The sequence below is a fragment of the Flavobacterium bizetiae genome, from assembly GCF_024271895.1.
Taxonomy (GTDB): Bacteria; Bacteroidota; Bacteroidia; order Flavobacteriales; family Flavobacteriaceae; genus Flavobacterium; species Flavobacterium bizetiae.
Genome location: NZ_CP091861.1, coordinates 5,493,354 through 5,513,574, shown reverse-complemented (window position 1 = coordinate 5,513,574; position 20,221 = coordinate 5,493,354). Strand labels below are relative to the sequence as shown.

Genomic DNA, 20,221 nt, shown 5'->3' with positions numbered 1-20,221 from the left:
AATTTAATGTATTTTCTTGCTGAATAAATTTATTGTATTAATTTTACTACATTTTTAATTAATAAAAAATGAAGTTTAAAATGAAAAAAATTACAATTACCTTTCTTCTCTTATTTGCCCTAAACTCCTGGTCTCAAAATGATCAAAAAATATGGCTTCAGGAAAATAAATATATTTTAGGGTTATCTTACTTTCAAAAAAAACAATATAATAAAGCTATTGAACCTCTTTTATTTGCCTATAAAATTAATCCCGAATCAGAAATTGGCAAAAAGTCTAAAAATAAAATCGATTTACTTAAACCCATTGCTAGAGAAAACCTCATCAATAAAATAGTCGGAACATGGAATCTAAATGGTAATGAACCAATTTGGATTCGTAAAGATTCAGAAAAGAACAAACTCAATGATACTTTGATGGTAATTACCAATCAGGAAATTGCTTATTATGTAAAAAATATAAAAACAAAGGAAACCAAACTGATTAAAACAGATAAAATTGAATTCTATGATGGGTTTGATAGTAACAATTCTGTTACAGAAATGGTAAATTCAGAGAAAGAATTATGGACTTATATCGTAGACGAATCTTTAAATGGTCTTCGTATAATTCATACCGGTAATGTAACTTCTTCAGGAAGAGAAGTGATTGATATAGATAATAAGGAGGCTTATTATAGTAGAATTAAATAAGGTAATGGGTGTAATAATCTTGTTTTAATATTTAAAAATATCTTTTTATTTTTAAGGGTTAGATGTTTTTTTATTTGAATTAGTATAATTTTATAGTGAATTGTAACTTTAAAACAAAAACAACCACTAATATCATAATCAGTATTAATCATCAATCTTAAAACGAATTATGAAAAAAAAATCCCCTCAATTGCTATTAATAGCTTTTTTATTTTTAGTGCAAAATAGTTTTGCACAAGAACTTTACATGCCAAGAAATATTAAGAAGTCCTATTCTAGCGGAGTTCGCTCTATGGATGGTAAACCCGGTAAAAACTATTGGCAAAATCATGGAAATTATAACATTGCAATGAGCGTAAATGCCGATACGAAAGTCGTTAGCGGAACGGAAACTATTGTATATGAAAATAACAGTAATGATACTTTAAAAAATTTACGAATTAGATTTGTAAATAATATTCATAAAAAAACTTCGCAAAGAGCGGTACAAAATAGTGATGGTTTTTTTACTGATGGTTTAACGATTACGGCTTTAAAAATTGAAGGCGAAGTCTACAAAGAAGATGGAAAAGACTGGGGAACAGTAGGAATCGTAAAAATGAAAAAACCTATGCGTCCACATTCTAAAATTACAATTGATATCGATTGGAATTATCCATTATCAGAAGTAAGCGGGAGAGAAGGACAAATCGATAAAACCACCTTTTTTGTGGCTTACAGTTATCCTCGTGTTTCTGTTTTTGATGATTACAATAGGTGGGATGATTTGCCGCATACATCTGGTCAGGAGTTTTATAATGATTTTAATGATTATACTTATTCTGTAAAAGCACCTAAAAATTATGTGGTTTACGGAACAGGAGATTTATTAAATCCGGATGAGGTTTTGCAACCTGAGTTTGCTTCACGTTTAAAAAAGTCATACATAACAGACGAAATTTTGCATATAGCAAATGAGCAGGAAATGAAAAGTGGTGTTGTTACAAAACAAAGCGACTGGAATGTTTGGAAATTTGAAGCTAAGAACATAACAGATGTTTGTTTTGCTTTAAGCGATCATTATTTATGGGATGCCAGCAGCGTTTTGGTCGATAAAAAAACAAATCGTCGCGCAAGTGTTCAGGCAGCTTATGATATAAAAGGAACTGATTTTGTAAACTCCATAAAAAACAACCAATACGCTTTAGATTACTTTTCTAATAATTGGCCGGGAGTTCCATACCCATTTTCTAAAATGACAGCTTTTCAGGGTTTTGCCGATATGGAATATCCTATGATGTGCAATGATTCTCAAATGGGAGATCCTGTTTTTGCACAATTGGTTCAGGATCATGAAGTAGCCCATACTTATTTTCCTTTTTATATGGGAATCAACGAAACGCGTTATGCTTTTATGGACGAAGGCTGGGCGACAACTTTTGAATATTTAATTGGAATTGCCGAACACGGAAAAGAAGCAACTGATAAATTTTACAAAGAGTTTAGGGTGCAACAATACATCAATGATTCCTCAACAGAAGAAGATCAGCCAATTATTACCATGTCTACACAGTTGTCAGATTCAGGTTATGGCAATAATTCATACGGAAAAGCCTCCCTTTCTTATTTGGCTCTAAAAGATTTGCTGGGAGATGATTTGTTCAAAAAATCATTGCATGCCTATATGGATAACTGGAATGGTAAGCACCCAATTCCGTGGGATTATTTTAATGCTATAAATACAGCTTCTGGACAAAATCTGAATTGGTTTTTTAATAACTGGTTTTTCACTAATAACTATATTGATCTTTCTGTTAAAAATGTTGCCAAAAATATGGTCTCGGTAGAGAATGATGGAGGTTTCGCTGTTCCGTTTGATGTAGTTGTTACGTACAAAGACAATACAACAGAAACACTGCACCAAACTCCGGCTGTTTGGCAAGCGAATCAAAAACGTACAACAATAGCTTTAAAAAATAAAAAAGAAATCAAACAAGTAGTACTTGATGGCGGAATTTTTATGGATGCAACGCCGAACAATAATAGCTGGTATAAAAAGTAATTGATTTACAAAATATAACAATGTCCGGAGAGAAAAATTTAGAACTATTGCTTAAAAGTATGAAGCCTGAACATATTTTGGGCGATTATGTTTTTTGTAAAGTCGAAACTTTAGAAAATGTAAACTTAAGTGAGATTGAAATGCTGTTCAAAGAAAAAGAGGCAATTACACTAATTGTTAAAAAAGAAATTGCCGATCTGTTACAACTCGAATATACAATCATTATGTCCTGGATAACACTTACAGTACATTCTTCGCTCGAAGCAGTTGGCCTAACAGCAGCATTCTCAAAAGCACTTTCTGATAAAAATATTAGTTGCAATGTTGTTGCGGCTTACTATCATGACCATATTTTTGTCAATAAAAAGGATATTAATGAGGCTATGAAAGTTTTGAATGCATTTGCTGACGAAGTATAAATCTCAATTTTTTATTGAATGATTTAGAGAAATCTTATTTGCATTTCTTTTTTTTGCAGAAAACGAAATATTATATTGTTAAAATAAATACAACTAAGAGTAAAAAAGTTTCAAATTAAAAAAGTAGGTTTGCAAAAAAATGAAAAACCTACATTATTCATGAAAAAGAAACTTTTTTTTATTGTTTTATTGATCTCTTTTAAAAATTTTGCCCAAAATGATTCGAAAATTGCTTTTCAAAAAAGCAGATATGAGCTAGCCCTTGCTTATTACAAAAATGCAGATTTTAAAAATGCGATCGATTTGTTTTATGTTGCTTCAAAAATCAAACCTGAAAATGAAATAGGCCAGGAGTCTCTTAAAAAAGTAGATACTTTAAAAGATATTTTAAGAGAAAGTATTATGAATCAGGCCTTGGGAACTTGGAAAATGATTGGAGACAAACCAATTTGGGCAGCCAACCAAACGAGTTCTTATGCAGAGAAAGAATTTGATGAGTTAGTGGAAATTAGTCAAAACGAGATTTTGTTTTTTGAGAAAAATAAAAAAACTCAGGAAAAGAAACAGATTAAATCCGAGAAATTAGTTTACTACAACAAAGAAAAGTCAGATGCCGGATTTTCTGATATTATTTTATCAGATGGCACTATCTGGCATTGTATAGTTAATGAAAGTGGAGATGAACTACGAGTAATTAATATTGCAAAAAAAGACGAAAATGGGGTAGAAAAAATAGAAACGAACAATATCGAACTATTTTATGTGAAAGTAAAATAATTAAAAAGGTCTTCATTTTGAAGACCTTTTTTTATATATAGCAAGACGTTTTTATAAAAATTTAAAACCCAATGAGATATTAGAGACCGCAGTTTTTACATTTCTGCCCGAAGGATCAAGATCTGTAACTCCTGCCAGATACCTGTAATCTAAAGTCAGTTTCCATAAATCGACACCAACTCCGCCCAGAATACTGCTGTTATTTTTTTCAAATGCAATATAATTCAAACTGTTATTTGCTTTTATATCAGAGTAACTTTTCCAGTTATATCCGGCAAAAATTCGAACATTTCCTAATTTTCCTAAAGGCACAACTTTAAAACCAAGAAGGAGAGTTGCATCAGTTCCTGATAATTTATATTCAGTTTCTCCAATTCCGGTTTGCGAAAGACTAAATTCTGATTTAGCATAACCAAATTCTGCCTGTCCATAAAAAAGCAATAAATTTACCCGTGCAAATCCTGCAACGCCATATCCAGTTCCGGAGCTTTTTGAGCTGAAATCATCTGTAAGCGGAGAAGTAATATTATAAGAAAATTGAGGTCCAAATTGTATCAATTGTGCAAAACCATTCGCACTAATACATAATAATGCTGCTAAAATGAACTTTTTCATAACTGGATATATTTATTTTTAGATAGCATAAAAATAAATATTATTAATTAGAAAAGAATGATTTATCTTATTTATTTGATGTATGTTTTTGATAATGAATAGAGTGTGCGTATTGTTAATTAAAAGAATATGATTTGTAAATCCTGTAAATTTGTATACTTCAAAAAATAATAATGTATGGAAATTAAAGCAATTGAAGCTTCGCAAACCTGGGAAATCAGGCATGAAGTAATGTGGCCGGATCAGCCTTTTGATTTTGTTAAGCTGGAAGAAGACAATTTTGGTTTGCATTTTGGTGCTTTCGAGCAGGAAAAATTGGTTTCGATCGTTTCTTGTTTTATTGTAGATGATGAAATGCAGTTTAGAAAATTAGCCACTTTAGAAGATTTTCAGGGAAAAGGAATTGCTTCTCAATTGCTTAAATATATTTTGGAGCTTGCAAAAGAAAAGCATTTAAAAAAAGTTTGGTGTAATGCAAGAACCAATAAAAAATCATTTTATGAAAAATTTAGAATGACAGATACGAATAAAACTTTCACAAAATCAGGACAGGAATTTACCATAATGGAAGTTTTGTTGTAGAAATATCAATCAGTTTTACCGAATAATAGATGCATTATAAATTATTTGCGATTTTGATAATTTTCGATGCATTTACAACTGCTCTTTACTATGATTCTGATTGTCAGTCTTTTTTTTATGATTTTTCTGCATGAAAAAATAAAATTTTAATATTATTTCTGTTTAATAAAACAATGAAAACGTTTTCGTTTTTATTAAATGTTAAAGCTTATAAAAAAATCTTTTTTTGTTTCGATACTTTGATTACTTTCGCACCCAAATGAGAAAGTTAATAGTATTTTTAGTATTCATGAATTTGCTTCTGCTTGGCGGAGGGCAATATCTTAATGCGGGTACTCCACAAAACTTTCATCACCATACTCTTGAGAAAAAGCACCGAGTGAAATTCACCAATCAGGATCAGGGCAGTTCAATCATTGAAGATGCCGATGTAGATCTTGAAGAAGAATATCTTGGAAGTGATGATCTTAAAGATGGACTTACGAATAAGTTTTTTGCAACAAACTACAGTTTACTTGACAATTGGTACCTTTCCTTTTCAAGTCAGACTATTGTAAATGATTACAATCGTTTTAAAATCTTCGTGCCATTCTGTGGCCAGTCAAATCCTATTTACATTACCCAACAGGTTTTAAGAATTTGATTCAACAGTATACATCGGTTACCTAAGTTGTAATCCTGCATATCTTGTTGATGTATATTTTTTCTACTTCTTCTTGTATGAAAGTTAAGTTATAACTAAAGGCTGCCTGATGCATTTTTTCATCTAAAGGAATCACTGTATTCCAAGCATTCAATCGCTTAATTTCCATTAAAATCATGAAAAGAATTATCTTGTTCACAGGCTTATTTGCCCTTGTGTGCCTTACTAGTTGTACAACTAAAAAAGAAGAAAAAGAAGAAGCAGAAAAATTCACCGTGACCAATCCGGTTAGAATTGATACTTCGTTTACAAAGGAGTATGTTTCGCAAATTAAATCTGTTCGTAATATCGAACTTCGTGCCCAGGAAAAAGGGTTTTTACAAAACATTTATGTAGATGAAGGACAGTTTGTGAAAAAAGGACAACTGTTGTTTAAAATTATGCCAAACATGTATCAGGCTGAATTGCTTAAAGCACAGGCTGAACAAAAATCAGTAGAAATTGAATTGCAAAATTCAAAATTGCTGGCAGATAAAAATATCGTTTCTAAAAACGAATTAAGTGTCGCTCAGGCAAAACTGCAATCTGCAAAAGCTGAAGTTGCGTTGGCAAAACTTCATTTGTCATTTACTGAAATAAGAGCTCCGTTTGACGGAACTATCGACCGTATACCATTAAAATTAGGAAGTCTTATCGATGAAGGCGAATTATTGACAAGTCTTTCAGACAACAGTCAGATGTTTGCTTACTTCAACGTGTCAGAACCTGAGTATTTACAATATCAAACAGATGTACAAGACCGTGCTGACAATAAAGTGAGCCTTGTTTTAGCTAATGGAGATACTTTTAAAGAAAAAGGAAACGTAGAAGTTATCGAAAGTGAATTTAATAATGAAACCGGAAATATTGCTTTTAGAGCAAGATTCCCTAACTCAGCAAAATTGCTTAGAAATGGTGAAACCGGACAAGTTCAAATGTTAGTTCCTCTTAAAAATGCAATCGTAATTCCGCAGAAAGCGACTTACGAAATTCAGGATAAAAAATATGTTTTTGTTATCGATAAAAACAATAAAGTAAATTCAAGAGAAATTACAATTACAGGCGAAATTCCTGATTTGTATGTGATTAAAACCGGACTTACTGAAAATGATAAGATTTTACTTGAAGGAGTTCAGAAAGTAAAAGAGAATGACAAAATTAAATATGAATTCCAATCTCCAAAAGAGGTAATGAATCATTTGCGCGTAAAAGCAGAGTAATTTTTTGTTTAAAGTTTCAGGTTTCAAGTTTCGCACTGAACCTGAAACTTGAAATCTAAAACATTTATGAAACTCCAATTTGGTTTAATCATTAAAAAAATATAAAATGTTTAATAAATTTATTCAAAGACCTGTACTGTCGATAGTAATATCGCTTATCATTGTCTTTTTAGGGGTATTGTCGGTATTAAATTTACCTATTACACAATTCCCTACAATTTCACCACCAATGGTGAATGTTACCGCAGATTATCCAGGATCTAATGGTGAATTGATGATCAAGGCGGTTGTAATTCCTCTTGAAAGAGCCTTAAATGGAGTTCCCGGAATGAAATACATGGCTTCCGATGCCGGAAATGATGGTGAAGCAACTATAAAAGTGGTGTTTAACTTAGGAACAGATCCTAATCAGGCGGCAATTAACGTTCAGAACCGTGTAGCTTCGGTTACCAATAAATTACCACCTTTGGTAATTAGAGAGGGTATCAAAATTACCCGAGAAGTACCAAGTATGTTGATGTACGTGAATCTTTACAGTACAGACAAAAATACCGACATGAAGTTCTTGTACAACTATGCAGATATCAACGTACTTTCAGAATTAAAAAGGGTAAACGGTATTGGTTCAGGAGATATCTTAGGAACACGTGAATATGCGATGCGTATTTGGTTAAAACCGGATCGTATGCTGGCTTATAAAGTTTCTGCTGATGAAGTAATGGAAGCATTATCAAGTCAGAGTTTGGAGGCTTCTCCGGGTAAAACAGGAGAAAGTTCAGGTAAACGTTCTCAGGCATTCGAATATGTACTAAAATATTCAGGACGTTTTACAACCAAAGAACAATATGAGAATATCGTTGTAAAATCAAACGCCAACGGGGAACTTTTACGTTTGAAAGACGTTGCTAAAATTGAGTTTGGTAGTTCGATGTATGATATTTATTCGAACTTAAACGGAAGACCATCTGCCGCTATTGTATTAAAACAATCTTTTGGTAGTAATGCGAATCAGGTTATTGAAGAGGTAAAAGCTAAACTGGAAAAAATTAAGCAAAGATTCCCTAAAGGAATGGATTATGAAATTTCATATGACGTTTCTAAATTCCTTGATGCTTCTATCGAAAAAGTAATTCATACGCTCGTTGAGGCTTTTATTCTGGTAGGTATCGTGGTATTTCTTTTCTTAGGTGACTGGCGTTCTACGGTTATTCCGGCAATTGCGGTACCAGTATCTTTGATCGGTACGTTTGTGTTTATGACATTCTTCGATATTTCATTAAACTTAATCACATTATTTGCTTTAGTGTTAGCTATTGGGGTCGTCGTCGATGATGCGATTGTGGTAATCGAAGCGGTTCACGCCAAGATGGAAGAAGAACATCTCTCGCCACTTAAGGCAACTAAAAAAGCGATGCACGAAATTGCAGGAGCAATTATTGCGATTACCTTCTTAATGGCCGCAGTATTTATTCCGGTTGCGTTTATGTCCGGTCCGGTAGGGGTATTTTACAGACAATTCTCTGTAACTATGGCAACTGCTATTATCTTGTCTGGTATTGTGGCTTTGACTTTGACACCGGCGCTTTGTGCGATGATGTTAAAAAACAATCATGGTGAAGTTAAAAAGAAAACACCTGTAAATGTATTTATAGATGGTTTTAATAATAAATTCAATTTAGCGCAAGGCAAATATCAGGATCTGTTAGGTAAAATTGTAAACAGAAGAGCTGTGACTATTATTGCACTTCTTGTGTTTTGTGCCGGAACATGGTTGATTAGTAGTAGCGTTCCTTCAGGGTTTATCCCGAATGAGGATCAGGGTATGTTTTATGCCGTTATTCAGACACCACCAGGTTCATCACTAGAAAGAACCAATAATATTGCCGAAAGACTGCAAAAAATTGCAGAAAAAGTAGATGGAGTAAAATCAGTTTCTTCATTAGCAGGTTATGAAATTTTGTCTGAAGGTACAGGTTCAAACTCAGGAACTTGTTTGGTTAACTTGAAAGACTGGAGTGACAGAAAACACTCTGTTCTGGAGATCATGGCTGAATTAGAAGAAAAATCAAAAGACATTGCCGGAGCTAATATCGAATTCTTTCAACCGCCTGCTGTACCGGGATATGGTGCTGCCGGAGGATTTGAGCTTCGTTTGTTAGACAAAACAGGTTCTAATGATTACAAAAAAATGGAGCAGGTAAATAATGATTTTGTGAAGGAGTTAAATACTCATCCGGAATTATCTAACGTGTTCAGTTTTTATAGCTCTAGTTTCCCTCAATATATGATGAAGGTAGACAACGATATGGCGCAGCAAAAAGGAGTTTCTATCGAAAACGCCATGAATACGTTGTCAACTCTTGTGGGAAGTAACTACGAAATTAGTTTTATTAAATACGGAATTAACTATAAAGTAATCGTTCAGGCTTCTCCGGAATACCGCGCTCAGCCAGACGATATTTTAAAGTTGTATGTAAAAAACAATCGTGACGAAATGGTTCCTTTTTCTGCTTTCATGAGATTAGAAAAAGTATACGGACTTTCTGAAATTACAAGGCATAACATGTACACTTCTACACAAATTAGTGGTTCTGCAGCAGCAGGTTATAGTTCTGGTACAGCAATTAAAGTAATTCAGGAAGTTGCAGCTAAAAAATTGCCAAGAGGTTATGATATTGACTGGGCAGGTATCTCTGCCGATGAGGTTGCTCAGGGTAATCAGGCGATTTGGGTATTCTTAATTTGTTTAGGATTCGTTTACCTGGTATTAGCAGCTCAGTATGAAAGTTTTATTTTACCATTATCTGTAATTCTTTCTTTGCCAGCCGGTATTTTTGGAGCTTTTTTATTATTGAAATTAACAGGATTAGAAAATAACATTTATGCTCAGGTAGCAATGGTAATGCTTATTGGTTTATTAGGTAAAAATGCCGTGCTTATTGTAGAGTTTGCAATACAGCGACATGCAGCTGGAAAATCAGTACTTGAAGCTGCAATGGAAGGAGCGAAAGCGAGGTTCCGTCCTATTTTGATGACTTCATTTGCTTTTATTGCGGGATTATTGCCGCTTGCTTTTGCTACAGGTCCGGGTAAAATTGGTAACAGAACCATTGGTACTGCTGCTGCCGGAGGTATGCTTATAGGTACTATTTGTGGAGTATTCGTAATTCCTGGCTTGTATTTCATTTTTGCCAAAATTGCAGAGAAACATAAATTGGTAAAGCATGAAGAAGAAAATCCATTAACAGAAGAAATTGATAACAATCATGTATAAATTCAAATCATATCAATATGGTATTGCATTAGGTATATGTCTTACGGTTGCGGGGTGTAAAGCCCCTGCGCCTGAGGTAGCTCCTACAACCAGTACACCAGTTCCTGAGTCGTTTGGCACAACTGCTCAAACTCAGGATGCCAACAGTAATACCTCAGCTTTACAATGGAAAGATTATTTTAAAGATCAAAACCTTGTAGACCTGATTGATGTTGCTTTAAAGAACAATCAGGAATTGAATATTACTTTACAGGAAATTGAAATCGCTAAGAATGATATTCGTGTAAAAAAAGGACTTTTATTACCAACAGTAGGCGTTCGTGCCGGAGCTGGAGTAGAAAAAGTGGGTAGATATACCAGTCAGGGTGCAGGTGATGCTACTACAGAAATTAAACCAGGTGTAGAAACACCAGATCCGTTAGGCGATTTTACTATTTCGGCTTACGCCAATTGGGAAGTGGATATCTGGAAAAAATTACGCAATTCTAAAAAAGCGGCTTTGAACAGATATTTAGCTACGGTTGAAGGTAAAAACTTTGTAATTACAAATCTTATTGCCGAAGTTGCTGATTCTTATTATGAATTAATGGCTTTAGACAATCAATTGGATATTGTAAAACAAACAATCAAATTGCAAACCAATGCTTTAGAAATTGTAAAAATTCAGAAGCAAGCGGCAAGAGCAACAGAATTAGGAGTTAAAAAATTCGAAGCAGAGGTTTTAACTTCACAAAGTTTAGAGTTTGGAATTTTGCAACAAATAAAAGAGTCTGAGAATAAAATCAACTTTTTGTTGGGTAGATATCCACAGGAAATCAAAAGAACTACTAGTACTAATTTCTTAAGTTTATTGCCAGCAGCTGTAAGTTCAGGAATTCCGTCTCAATTATTGGCGAATCGTCCTGATGTTAAGCAAGCTGAACTAGAGTTGGTAGCGGCAAAATTAGATGTAAAAGTGGCTCGTGCTGAGTTTTATCCTTCATTGGATATTTCGGCTGCAGTAGGTGTTCAGGCTTTTAAACCATCTTATTTGTTTACGTTTCCGGAATCAATTTTATATTCTTTAGCGGGAGATCTTGCTGCGCCATTGATTAACAGAAATGCGATCAAAGCAGAGTTTGCCAGTGCAAATGCAAGACAACTTCAGGCATTGTACAATTACGATCGTACGGTTTTAAATGCTTATTTAGAAGTTTCGAATCAGCTTTCTAAAATTGATAATTTACAAAAAGGTTACGATCTTAAATCGAAACAAGTAGACGCTTTAAATACTTCTATTGATGTTTCTAATGATTTGTTTAAATCGGCTCGAGTAGATTATTTCGAAGTTTTAATGACTCAACGTGATGCATTAGAAGCGAAACTGGAATTAGTAGATACTAAAAAAGAACAATTAAATGCGGCTGTCCATGTTTATAGAGACTTAGGCGGCGGTTGGAAATAATATTGCCTGTTAATTTGTAGAACGAAAAGAAGCTGTCTCAGTAATGAGGCAGCTTCTTTTTTATTTTATGAAAATATGTATTGATCAAATTATTACATTTTTTCATTTTCTATATAGTTTGAAGATTATATTACAAAACCAATAAAGGCGCAATGAATCCAAGGCTTACAAGGCCTGTACTATAATCTTTTACGCCAAACGTATTTTCGGCATATTTGGTATAATTATACTTTCTGGCAGTATATCCTAAATAGAATTTTATATTAAAATCGTTAAAAGGCATATACTGTATTGTTGGAATAAGCCCGAAACTAGTAGATAATTTGCAGTTTGCATTTGCATCCGGATTATCTTTCCAGGATTGATTGCTGCTCATTACCGTCATAAGTAAATTGATTTTAGGAGTTGCCAAATATTCGGCTCTGATCCAATTTTCGAGATAAACTGCTTTTTTTGCTGCATAAGGATATTGACTGCTAATAATATTAGATACAATTCCTAAACGGTCAAGACCTTCGTTACTATATTGAAAATCATAGTAGAGTACAAAATTCTTTGCCGAAAATTTATTTCCAAGAGCAATGTAATTCATATGAGCTCCTTTAGCTTCATTAAAGAAACTATAACTATAGGTGGTTTCAAATTTTCCATCAAAAAATTTCCCTCTCCAGTTTCCTACCATTGCCAAAGGATATTCGCTTGGTGTAACACTTGGCGGTGCAGATTTCCCATATTGTTCTTCATAAGTTTTTGTTCTTGAATTCAGTAACTGAAATGAAAATGAGTGATTTCCATTTTTTAAAGTATGTGAAATTCCGGCACCAACTAAGAAATTATCTGCATATTCTATAATATCATTATAAGTTAAAATATCTATGGGATTAAAATCAAATTCGTAGCCTCCCCAGTCTGCACATAACTTACCAACGGAAATATTTGTTCTTTTTGACAAATCAATTCTTAGAAAAGCAAGATCTATAGATCTGCTAATATTGTCCAGATTTCCCGGAATAGGATCTCTGGTATACCTGTTACGGAATCTAAAATATACTTTATCGTGAATTTTTCCTTTAATCTCAAATCTTAGCTGATCAACATTAAAGTGCGAAAGATCGTGATTACCATCTGTAAAATAACTGTTATACCCCATTCTTGAATTAAAAATTACATCAATATCCCGTAATAAAGATTGTTTTGAAACCGGGATTATTGGTTGTATCGTATCCTTAAACAAATTTCCTTCACTGGTTTGTTTTTCTATATGATCAGTCTGTCCTGATGCCATAATGGGTAAAAAGGCAATCAGGAAATATATATAATATTTTTTCATAATTAAGTTTTTAAATTTTATAATAAAAAGGAACCTATTAAAAATCCAATTGCTACAGCTGATGCAATCGTTACTATTCCTGGAATCATGAAACTATGATTGATAACAAATTTTCCTATTTTGGTACTTCCTGTCCTGTCAAAATTGATAGCAGCCAGTAGAGTAGGATAACCCGGCAAAACAAAGTCACTGTTAACAGTAGGGAAAATTGCAATTAGTGCTGCTGGCGGCAATCCTAACGCGATTCCTAATGGCATCATTGTTTTTGTAGTGGCTGCCTGACTAAACATTAATGCCCCCATAATAAAAACTGCAATTGCGAAAGTCCAGGGATATTGAGAAACAATTTCTCCTAGTGCATGTTGTATCGTATCATTATTTGCACGCATAAAAGTAGAACTCATCCAGACTACTCCAAATACAGAAACAACTGCTGATGCCATGGAGGTAAATAAAGTTGCTTTAGAAACTGATGTAGTACTGGTTTTTGTAATCAGCATCATAGCAGCCGAGGCAGTTAATGTAATAACGCTAATAACAGCTACCATTGTTAATGAACCATCAGCGTTGACAGCAAGCGATTTTTCGCCGGCTTCAAAGTGAGGTAAAATTGAAGGGAATGCCCCTGCAATTACAATTAGTACAATGGCGCAGGCGAATATTAAAACAGCGGTTTTGGCACCCGATTTTAGTTCGGTTTCCTTTCCTTCATTACCAGAATTTATTGTATTGGCAAATTCAGGATCTTTCATTTTTTCAATAAAAACAGGATCATTGTTGAGTTCGACACCTTTTTTGAAAACAGAAAAACAGCCAAGCAATAACCCAATGATACAGGCTGGAATACAAATCATCATAATATTTACTAGTGCTCCTTGCGTGCCTAAAATCAGAACCAATGCTGCTGTCGCGGCACTCATAGGACTTCCTGTCAAAGCTACGTGAGAAGCGATAACCGAAATACTCAATGGTCGCTCAGGGCGAATCCTTTTCTTGGCAGATACCTCAGCAATAATAGGTAATAAAGAGTAAACAATATGTGCGGTTCCTGCAAATAAGCACAGAAAATATACTGTAAATGGTGCGATAAATGTAATATTTGAAGGATTGCTTCGAATGATTCTCTCTGCTAATCGCACTAAGTAATCCAGTCCTCCCGAAGCCTGCAGAGTTGCAGCTGTAGTTACAATTGCCATAATAATCAGCATTACATCCAGCGGAGGATCTGTTGGTTTCATTTTGAAAACAATGATAAAAATAAGCAGACCCACCATGCCCATAACACCCAAACCAATTCCCTTCATTTGTGATCCAATCAGAATCATTCCGATAAGAATTATAAATTCAATCCAAATCATTTTCTTATTTTTAGATTAATGGTTTCATTAATTTGATTAAAAAACTAGTTTCAATTTTTTTGATACTAATTAATATTCAAAGAAATTTTGTTGAATTTTACCTCTGTCAGAAGTTTCAGTTAAGGATAACATTAGTAAAACCCTGGATTTTTGCGGATTTAAATCGTCAGCAACTACAAAACCAAGTTCCGCATCTTTAACTTCGTTATCTAAGGTTACTCTACCTGAACCTGCACGCGCAGAACGGCAAACTATAATTCCTTTTTTAGAAGCTTCAGCAAGTGCTTTCCCAACAGGTGCATTAAAATTTCCGTTACCCATTCCGGCGTATACAATTCCTTTAGGGCCTGAATTGCTGATACAGTAAACACTATTGGCATTTGCATCTGCATATCCGTATACGATTTCTACCTGAGGCAATGAATTCAGTTTGGTAACATCAAATTTCTTGACAGGATTTCGTAAAGACTGATAATAATATTTCACCTTTCCATCATAGATAAGTCCAAGAGGACCAAAGTTTCGGGATTGAAAAGTTTCTAAATTTGTAGTACTGGTTTTAGTAACATCCCTTGCATCAAAAATTTTTTCATCCATGGCTACTATTACTCCTTTTGTCTGGCTCTCAGGAGAAGCGGCAACAACTACAGCATCTAATAAATTTCTGTTTCCATCCTGACTCATTGCAGTAGAAGGACGCATAGCACCAACAAGAACAACAGGTTTATCATACATAACTGTTAAGTCTAAGAAATAAGCAGTTTCCTCTTGAGTATCAGTTCCATGTGTTACAACAACAGCATCAGCTTCGTTGTTTTTAAAAATTTCATTTATTCTTTTGGATAATTTTAGCCACGTAGTAATATTCATGTCCTGACTTCCAATTGATGCAATTTGCTCACCGGTAATTTTTCCGTAATTATGAATTTGAGGTACTGCATTCAACAAATCATCAATAGGTACTTTACCTGCTGTATAAGCTGCTTTTGTAGCTGATTCTCCAGAACCTGCAATGGTTCCGCCAGTCGCCAGAATAATAATTCTTTTAGATTCCTGAGAAGATTGTGCCTGTATTGATACTGTCAGTAATGACATAAACAATACGATTAAAATATTTTTCATATTATATTTTTCAATTATTTATATGGGGTTCTTGATAAGATTTTTGTTCTAAGCAGTTATGAATTTTGGATTGATCAGATTATCTAATGAATAAATTTCATCCCATTTTTCCTGTGTAATTAGTTTTCTTTCTACCACAACAATGTCATGAACGCTTTTATTCATTTTTAAAGCTTCGCCGGCAATACTAGCGCTTACTTCATAACCTAAAATTGGGTTTAATTGTGTAACGATTCCAATGCTGTTCATTACCAGATTGTAGCAATGATCTGTATTTGCCGTAATTCCAATAATACATTTATCTATTAAAGTCTGGATAGCATTTGAAAGATAATCTAATGAAGTAAACATTGCAAAAGCAATTACCGGTTCCATTACATTCAACTGCAATTGTCCTGCTTCAGCGGCCATAGTAACCGTTAAATCCTGACCAATTACGTAAAAGCAGGTTTGGTTTACTACTTCCGGAATTACCGGATTTACTTTACCCGGCATGATCGAAGATCCTGGCTGACGTGCAGGCAAATTGATTTCGTTGAAACCTGTTCTTGGTCCTGAACTCAATAATCTTAAATCATTACAAATTTTAGAAATTTTTACTGCTGTTCTTTTTAATGTTCCCATAATCTGAACGTAAGCTCCTGTATCTACCGTAGCTTCGATTAAATCAGGAGAAAGCGTCAACGGAATTCCAACTTCTTTGGCTAAATAGTTCACGCAAATTTCAGGATAACCTTCCGGTGCGTTTACTCTTGTACCAATTGCAGTTGCTCCCATATTAATTTCAAGAACCAGACTTTGCGCTTCTTTTAATCTTCTAACATCTTCACCTATCGTCGTGGCGTATGATTTAAATTCCTGTCCTAAAGTCATCGGAACGGCATCTTGCAATTGAGTTCTTCCCATTTTAAGAACGCTTTTAAATTCCTCTCCTTTTGCAGCAAAAGCAACTTCTAAACCTTCTAATGTTTTAATGAAGCTTTCCATTTTCATGTAAAGCGCAATTCTAAATGCCGATGGATAAGCATCGTTTGTAGATTGGGAACAGTTAACATGATTATTGGGATGCAGGAAGTTGTAATCTCCTTTTTTATGTCCCAGATATTCCAGACCAATATTGGCAATTACCTCATTTGCATTCATATTTACCGAAGTTCCTGCGCCACCCTGAATCAAATCGCTCACAAATTCCTGATCGAATTTACCTGCAATTACCTGATCACTTCCGTAACAGATGGCTTCGGCAATTTTTGGATCAAGTGCACCACAATCTTTATTGGCTAAAGCTGCTGCTTTTTTTACATAACCTAAAGCTTTAATAAATAAAGGTTCTTTTGAAATTGGAATTCCTGTAATATTAAAATTTTCTACAGCTCTAAAAGTCTGAATACCATAATAAAGATGATCTGGAATATTTAATTCTCCTAGAAAATCATGTTCTTTTCTTGTTTTTTCCATAATGTATTAAAATTTAATTGGTAACATATTTATTGTTGATCGTCACAATTCTAATTTTAGTAATTAACAGGATATGATTTTTAGGGTTGTTAGTATTTCAACTAAAAACGAAGCAAAGACAGTTACTAGTAAGGCATAAAGCATTTTGTAGCTTACAGGTTAATTTTAATGGGTTGCATTCTCACTCTATTCCATTATTAAAATTCTGCATCTGCAGTGTTAGATCATATTGCTAATTATTTTTAAGCTATTAAGATAAAATAATAACTGTATTAATTTTCTTATAATATTAACTAAAGGTAATCTTTTTCTTATAAAATAAATAAAATTGCATAAAATAAATAAAATGCTCAGAGACAGTTTTTTATAAGGTAAAATGTTTGATTTACCCACGAAAAAACTTTGATATCTCAACTTTTTTGTTGTGAAAAAGAAGAAAAAGGGATTATTTATAGTAGATTTTGCAGTACCGTATAGTAACAAAAAAATGTTGTCACGCCGAATTTACAAGTATGAATGAAAGCAAATTTTGTCTCATACAATTCTCGGATTATTACTAAAATGAAGAAGTTTTCATTCTGTATATTTGTAAGTCAAAAGAAATTTTATGAAGGATCTTATTAAACCAGAAGCATTAAAGCGTGGAGATAAAATTGCCACGATATCGCTTTCCTGGGGTGGTGCGGGAGAATTATTGCAGCGCTATGAATACGGGAAAAAACAACTTCAGGAGATATTTGGGCTTGAAGTTGTTGAAACTAAAAATGCCTTACAATCTGCTGATTGGATTTATAATAACCCAAAAGCTCGTGCAGAAGATTTGATGGAAGCTTTTTCAGATCCATCGATCAAAGCGATTATTTCAAACATTGGAGGAGAAGATAGTGTAAGGATTTTACCTTTTTTAGATTTAGATATTATAAAACAGAATCCGAAAATATTTCTGGGATTTTCTGATGCAACGATTACTCATTTTGCGTGCTTAAAAGCAGGAATAACTTCTTTTTATGGTACTTCGGTTCTGGTTGGTTTTGCTGAGAATACAGGTATGCATGAATATCAGATTGAGGATATTAAAAACACATTGTTTTCTAATCAGGCTATTAGTGAAATTAAGAGTAGTAAGGGCTGGACATCAGAATATCTGGATTGGTTTGATGCTTCGTTGTCAAATACAAAAAGACAGCTGATACCTTCTCAGGGATGGAATTTCTTGCAGGGTCATGGGAAAGTTCAGGGAAAATTAATAGGAGGTTGTTTAGATGTTTTAGAATTTTTGAAGGCGACCAATTTATGGCCACAAAATGAGGAATGGGATGATTGTATTTTGTTTTGGGAAACTTCTGAAAATAAGGTTGAGCCAAGAGCGTTTCGATATTGGTTACGCAATTATGCTACACAAGGAATTTTGCATCGTGTAAGTGGAATTATCTTAGGTCGTCCTTATGATTCAAAATATATGGAAGAATATAATAATGAGATTCTGAAAATTATGAAAGAAGAAAATTTGACCAATCTTCCTATTATTACTGAGATGGATTTTGGTCACACATGCCCAACGTTTACGATTCCGTTTGGTGTATTAGCCGAGATTGATTGTGAAAATAAGTCATTTACTATATTAGAAAGTGGCGTAGTGTAATTCGTTTTAAAGATCAATTTATTATTTAAAGACTTTTGGGGCCTAATCTTGAAAGTCTTTCTTATGAAAACGAATGCCCTAGCCCTGATAGAAGTGTAAATCCTTTTGTGCCGTGGTTCGGCACAAAAGATTGAAACGAATAGCAGGAAATAGCTCCTTAAAAATAATAGCTTAGATTTTAAACAATAGTAACACCGGATTTTTTGTAGGCTTGAAAAATTTCATCGTTCGGAGAAATATTGGTTACGAGAACATTTATATATCGAAGAGGACAAACGAAATAAGATTCGGCGGTATCAATTTTTTCAGCAGAACCTAATGCAATAACAAAATTTGAATTTTGAATCATATTCTTTTTAATCTGCGAATCATCGTATAAAATACCGGTAACTCCTCTTTCGTGGTGTATACTGCAAAGTCCCAAAATACAAATATCGGCTCTAAAATTCCTGAAGAAATCTATGGTTTCGATACTGGCGGTGGTAAAGGAAGTTTTGCACATTTTTCCGCCTGCAAAAATCAATTCGATATTGGGCAAATCTTCGACTAAGGCCGCAACCGGAAAGCTGTTGGTAATCACAGTAATTTTTAAGTCGTAAGGAAAACTTGCCACTAAAGCCAGAGAAGTTGTTCCTCCGTCGATAAAAACTACCTGACCGTCTTTTAGAAATGAAATTGCTTTTTCGGCAATTATTTTCTTGTTTTCGAGATCGTGTTTTTCTCTTTTTCTAAAATGCAACGGAATAGGAGAGGGCGCAACGGCTCCGCCACGAACAGCTTTTAGCAATCCTTGATCTGATAGCTCTTTTACATCTCTTCGTACGGTGTCTTCAGACACATTTAAGTACGCACTAAGCTCAGTTAAAGTTAATCGGTGCTCTTTTGATAAGTATTCTAAAATTACTTTTTGACGTTCTTCCTTTTTCATTTGATGCGATTTTATATTGCAAAAATAAAATAAATTTGCAACATATTGCAATATTTGCTTAATTTTGTCGCAAAATAAATTATAATGAAGAAGAAAACTATAGCCATAGACATGGACGGTGTACTTGCCGACATAGAACACCAATTGATACAACATTACAATAAAGCAAACGGAACGAACCTTTCGAAAGAAAGTATTCAGGGATTGGAAGAAGAGGAAGCTTTTGTTGACCGCGCTGTTGTACGCTCAGTTTTAAACGCAGACAATTTTTTCAGATCATTGCCTGTAATGCCTGATGCTGTTGAAAGTGTACGTGAATTACAAGAGAATTTTGAAGTTTTTATTGTTTCGGCTGCAACAGAATTTCCAGTTTCACTTGCTGAAAAAGTAGCCTGGCTGGGAGAACATTTTCCGTTTATTAAATGGGAAAATATTATTTTATGCGGAAGCAAAAGAATCATTAATACTGATTATATGATTGATGATCATTGCAAAAATTTAGATTATTGCATGGGCAAACCCATTATGTTTACAGCATTTCATAATATAAACAAAACGCATCATTTAAGGGTTAATAATTGGAAAGAGGTGGTTGCGGTTTTAAACGAAACATTATAAGCTGAAGAGGTTATAATAT

At 33.8% G+C, this 20,221-nt stretch carries 17 protein-coding genes; 11 read left to right on the top strand and 6 right to left on the bottom strand.

Features of this window, described 5'->3' with window-relative positions:
- Window positions 1-80 precede the first annotated feature (80 nt).
- The 4 genes from L0669_RS22590 (at window position 81) to L0669_RS22575 (ending at window position 3,929) form a co-directional block, all read left to right on the top strand.
- On the top strand, window positions 81-692 hold the full coding sequence (locus tag L0669_RS22590; protein WP_263760091.1) for a hypothetical protein: 612 nt from the start codon (window positions 81-83) through the stop codon (window positions 690-692).
- A gap of 169 nt (window positions 693-861) precedes the next feature.
- On the top strand, window positions 862-2,733 hold the full coding sequence (locus L0669_RS22585; protein ID WP_263760090.1) for a M1 family metallopeptidase: 1,872 nt from the start codon (window positions 862-864) through the stop codon (window positions 2,731-2,733).
- A gap of 20 nt (window positions 2,734-2,753) precedes the next feature.
- Window positions 2,754-3,152, top strand: a complete 399-nt coding sequence (locus tag L0669_RS22580) for an ACT domain-containing protein (protein ID WP_425250468.1) — start codon at window positions 2,754-2,756, stop codon at window positions 3,150-3,152.
- 159 nt (window positions 3,153-3,311) lie between these two features.
- Complete coding sequence (locus L0669_RS22575) at window positions 3,312-3,929, top strand: hypothetical protein (protein ID WP_263760088.1); 618 nt, start codon at window positions 3,312-3,314, stop codon at window positions 3,927-3,929.
- A 51-nt stretch (window positions 3,930-3,980) separates the two neighbouring features.
- Here the strand turns inward: L0669_RS22575 and L0669_RS22570 are convergent, their stop codons facing one another.
- Window positions 3,981-4,544 (bottom strand): porin family protein, encoded by a 564-nt coding sequence (locus tag L0669_RS22570; RefSeq protein ID WP_263760087.1) that lies wholly within the window; start codon window positions 4,542-4,544, stop codon window positions 3,981-3,983.
- A gap of 177 nt (window positions 4,545-4,721) precedes the next feature.
- Between L0669_RS22570 and L0669_RS22565 the strand changes: the two genes are divergently transcribed.
- From L0669_RS22565 to L0669_RS22545, 5 genes are all read left to right on the top strand, one after another.
- Window positions 4,722-5,126 carry a GNAT family N-acetyltransferase gene (locus L0669_RS22565; RefSeq protein WP_263760086.1) on the top strand — a complete coding sequence of 135 codons (405 nt, stop codon included), beginning with the start codon at window positions 4,722-4,724 and terminating at the stop codon, window positions 5,124-5,126.
- Window positions 5,127-5,385: 259 nt separating this feature from the next.
- Window positions 5,386-5,769 carry a hypothetical protein gene (locus tag L0669_RS22560; RefSeq protein ID WP_263760085.1) on the top strand — a complete coding sequence of 128 codons (384 nt, stop codon included), beginning with the start codon at window positions 5,386-5,388 and terminating at the stop codon, window positions 5,767-5,769.
- Window positions 5,770-5,945: 176 nt separating this feature from the next.
- Window positions 5,946-7,028, top strand: coding sequence for an efflux RND transporter periplasmic adaptor subunit (locus L0669_RS22555; RefSeq protein ID WP_263760084.1), 1,083 nt, complete (start codon window positions 5,946-5,948; stop codon window positions 7,026-7,028).
- 106 nt (window positions 7,029-7,134) lie between these two features.
- On the top strand, window positions 7,135-10,302 hold the full coding sequence (locus L0669_RS22550) for an efflux RND transporter permease subunit (RefSeq protein ID WP_263760083.1): 3,168 nt from the start codon (window positions 7,135-7,137) through the stop codon (window positions 10,300-10,302).
- Window positions 10,295-11,746: a TolC family protein gene (locus L0669_RS22545; RefSeq protein WP_263760082.1), complete on the top strand. Its 1,452-nt coding sequence runs from the start codon at window positions 10,295-10,297 to the stop codon at window positions 11,744-11,746. Before L0669_RS22550 ends, L0669_RS22545 begins: the two co-directional genes overlap by 8 nt.
- A gap of 130 nt (window positions 11,747-11,876) precedes the next feature.
- Here the strand turns inward: L0669_RS22545 and L0669_RS22540 are convergent, their stop codons facing one another.
- From L0669_RS22540 to aspA, 4 genes are all read right to left on the bottom strand, one after another.
- Window positions 11,877-13,076, bottom strand: a complete 1,200-nt coding sequence (locus L0669_RS22540; RefSeq protein WP_263760081.1) for an OprO/OprP family phosphate-selective porin — start codon at window positions 13,074-13,076, stop codon at window positions 11,877-11,879.
- Window positions 13,077-13,093: 17 nt separating this feature from the next.
- Window positions 13,094-14,434, bottom strand: coding sequence for an anaerobic C4-dicarboxylate transporter family protein (locus L0669_RS22535; RefSeq protein ID WP_263760080.1), 1,341 nt, complete (start codon window positions 14,432-14,434; stop codon window positions 13,094-13,096).
- 69 nt (window positions 14,435-14,503) lie between these two features.
- A complete protein-coding gene (locus tag L0669_RS22530; RefSeq protein ID WP_263760079.1) occupies window positions 14,504-15,556 on the bottom strand; it encodes a type II asparaginase in 1,053 nt (350 codons plus the stop codon).
- Between the two features lie 48 nt (window positions 15,557-15,604).
- Window positions 15,605-17,014 carry an aspartate ammonia-lyase gene (gene aspA / locus L0669_RS22525; protein WP_263760078.1) on the bottom strand — a complete coding sequence of 470 codons (1,410 nt, stop codon included), beginning with the start codon at window positions 17,012-17,014 and terminating at the stop codon, window positions 15,605-15,607.
- Between the two features lie 607 nt (window positions 17,015-17,621).
- Here aspA and L0669_RS22520 point away from each other — a divergent pair.
- A complete protein-coding gene (locus L0669_RS22520; RefSeq protein ID WP_263760077.1) occupies window positions 17,622-18,656 on the top strand; it encodes a S66 family peptidase in 1,035 nt (344 codons plus the stop codon).
- A gap of 178 nt (window positions 18,657-18,834) precedes the next feature.
- On the opposite strand, the gene L0669_RS22515 is transcribed toward L0669_RS22520, so the two are convergent.
- Window positions 18,835-19,584, bottom strand: a complete 750-nt coding sequence (locus L0669_RS22515) for a DeoR/GlpR family DNA-binding transcription regulator (RefSeq protein ID WP_263760076.1) — start codon at window positions 19,582-19,584, stop codon at window positions 18,835-18,837.
- A gap of 84 nt (window positions 19,585-19,668) precedes the next feature.
- Between L0669_RS22515 and L0669_RS22510 the strand changes: the two genes are divergently transcribed.
- Window positions 19,669-20,202 carry a 5' nucleotidase, NT5C type gene (locus L0669_RS22510; RefSeq protein ID WP_263760075.1) on the top strand — a complete coding sequence of 178 codons (534 nt, stop codon included), beginning with the start codon at window positions 19,669-19,671 and terminating at the stop codon, window positions 20,200-20,202.
- Window positions 20,203-20,221 lie beyond the last annotated feature (19 nt).

What these genes read in the sequence shown, in the direction of transcription:
- L0669_RS22510 (WP_263760075.1), top strand. Translation starts at nt 19,669, where the DNA reads ATGAAGAAGAAAACTATAGCCATAGACATGGACGGTGTACTTGCCGAC.
- L0669_RS22580 (WP_425250468.1), top strand. Translation starts at nt 2,754, where the DNA reads ATGTCCGGAGAGAAAAATTTAGAACTATTGCTTAAAAGTATGAAGCCT.
- L0669_RS22530 (WP_263760079.1), bottom strand. Translation starts at nt 15,556, where the DNA reads ATGAAAAATATTTTAATCGTATTGTTTATGTCATTACTGACAGTATCA.
- L0669_RS22575 (WP_263760088.1), top strand. Translation starts at nt 3,312, where the DNA reads ATGAAAAAGAAACTTTTTTTTATTGTTTTATTGATCTCTTTTAAAAAT.
- L0669_RS22555 (WP_263760084.1), top strand. Translation starts at nt 5,946, where the DNA reads ATGAAAAGAATTATCTTGTTCACAGGCTTATTTGCCCTTGTGTGCCTT.
- L0669_RS22560 (WP_263760085.1), top strand. Translation starts at nt 5,386, where the DNA reads ATGAGAAAGTTAATAGTATTTTTAGTATTCATGAATTTGCTTCTGCTT.
- L0669_RS22550 (WP_263760083.1), top strand. Translation starts at nt 7,135, where the DNA reads ATGTTTAATAAATTTATTCAAAGACCTGTACTGTCGATAGTAATATCG.
- L0669_RS22590 (WP_263760091.1), top strand. Translation starts at nt 81, where the DNA reads ATGAAAAAAATTACAATTACCTTTCTTCTCTTATTTGCCCTAAACTCC.
- L0669_RS22545 (WP_263760082.1), top strand. Translation starts at nt 10,295, where the DNA reads ATGTATAAATTCAAATCATATCAATATGGTATTGCATTAGGTATATGT.
- L0669_RS22540 (WP_263760081.1), bottom strand. Translation starts at nt 13,076, where the DNA reads ATGAAAAAATATTATATATATTTCCTGATTGCCTTTTTACCCATTATG.
- L0669_RS22535 (WP_263760080.1), bottom strand. Translation starts at nt 14,434, where the DNA reads ATGATTTGGATTGAATTTATAATTCTTATCGGAATGATTCTGATTGGA.
- L0669_RS22565 (WP_263760086.1), top strand. Translation starts at nt 4,722, where the DNA reads ATGGAAATTAAAGCAATTGAAGCTTCGCAAACCTGGGAAATCAGGCAT.
- L0669_RS22585 (WP_263760090.1), top strand. Translation starts at nt 862, where the DNA reads ATGAAAAAAAAATCCCCTCAATTGCTATTAATAGCTTTTTTATTTTTA.
- L0669_RS22570 (WP_263760087.1), bottom strand. Translation starts at nt 4,544, where the DNA reads ATGAAAAAGTTCATTTTAGCAGCATTATTATGTATTAGTGCGAATGGT.
- L0669_RS22520 (WP_263760077.1), top strand. Translation starts at nt 17,622, where the DNA reads ATGAAGGATCTTATTAAACCAGAAGCATTAAAGCGTGGAGATAAAATT.
- aspA (WP_263760078.1), bottom strand. Translation starts at nt 17,014, where the DNA reads ATGGAAAAAACAAGAAAAGAACATGATTTTCTAGGAGAATTAAATATT.
- L0669_RS22515 (WP_263760076.1), bottom strand. Translation starts at nt 19,584, where the DNA reads ATGAAAAAGGAAGAACGTCAAAAAGTAATTTTAGAATACTTATCAAAA.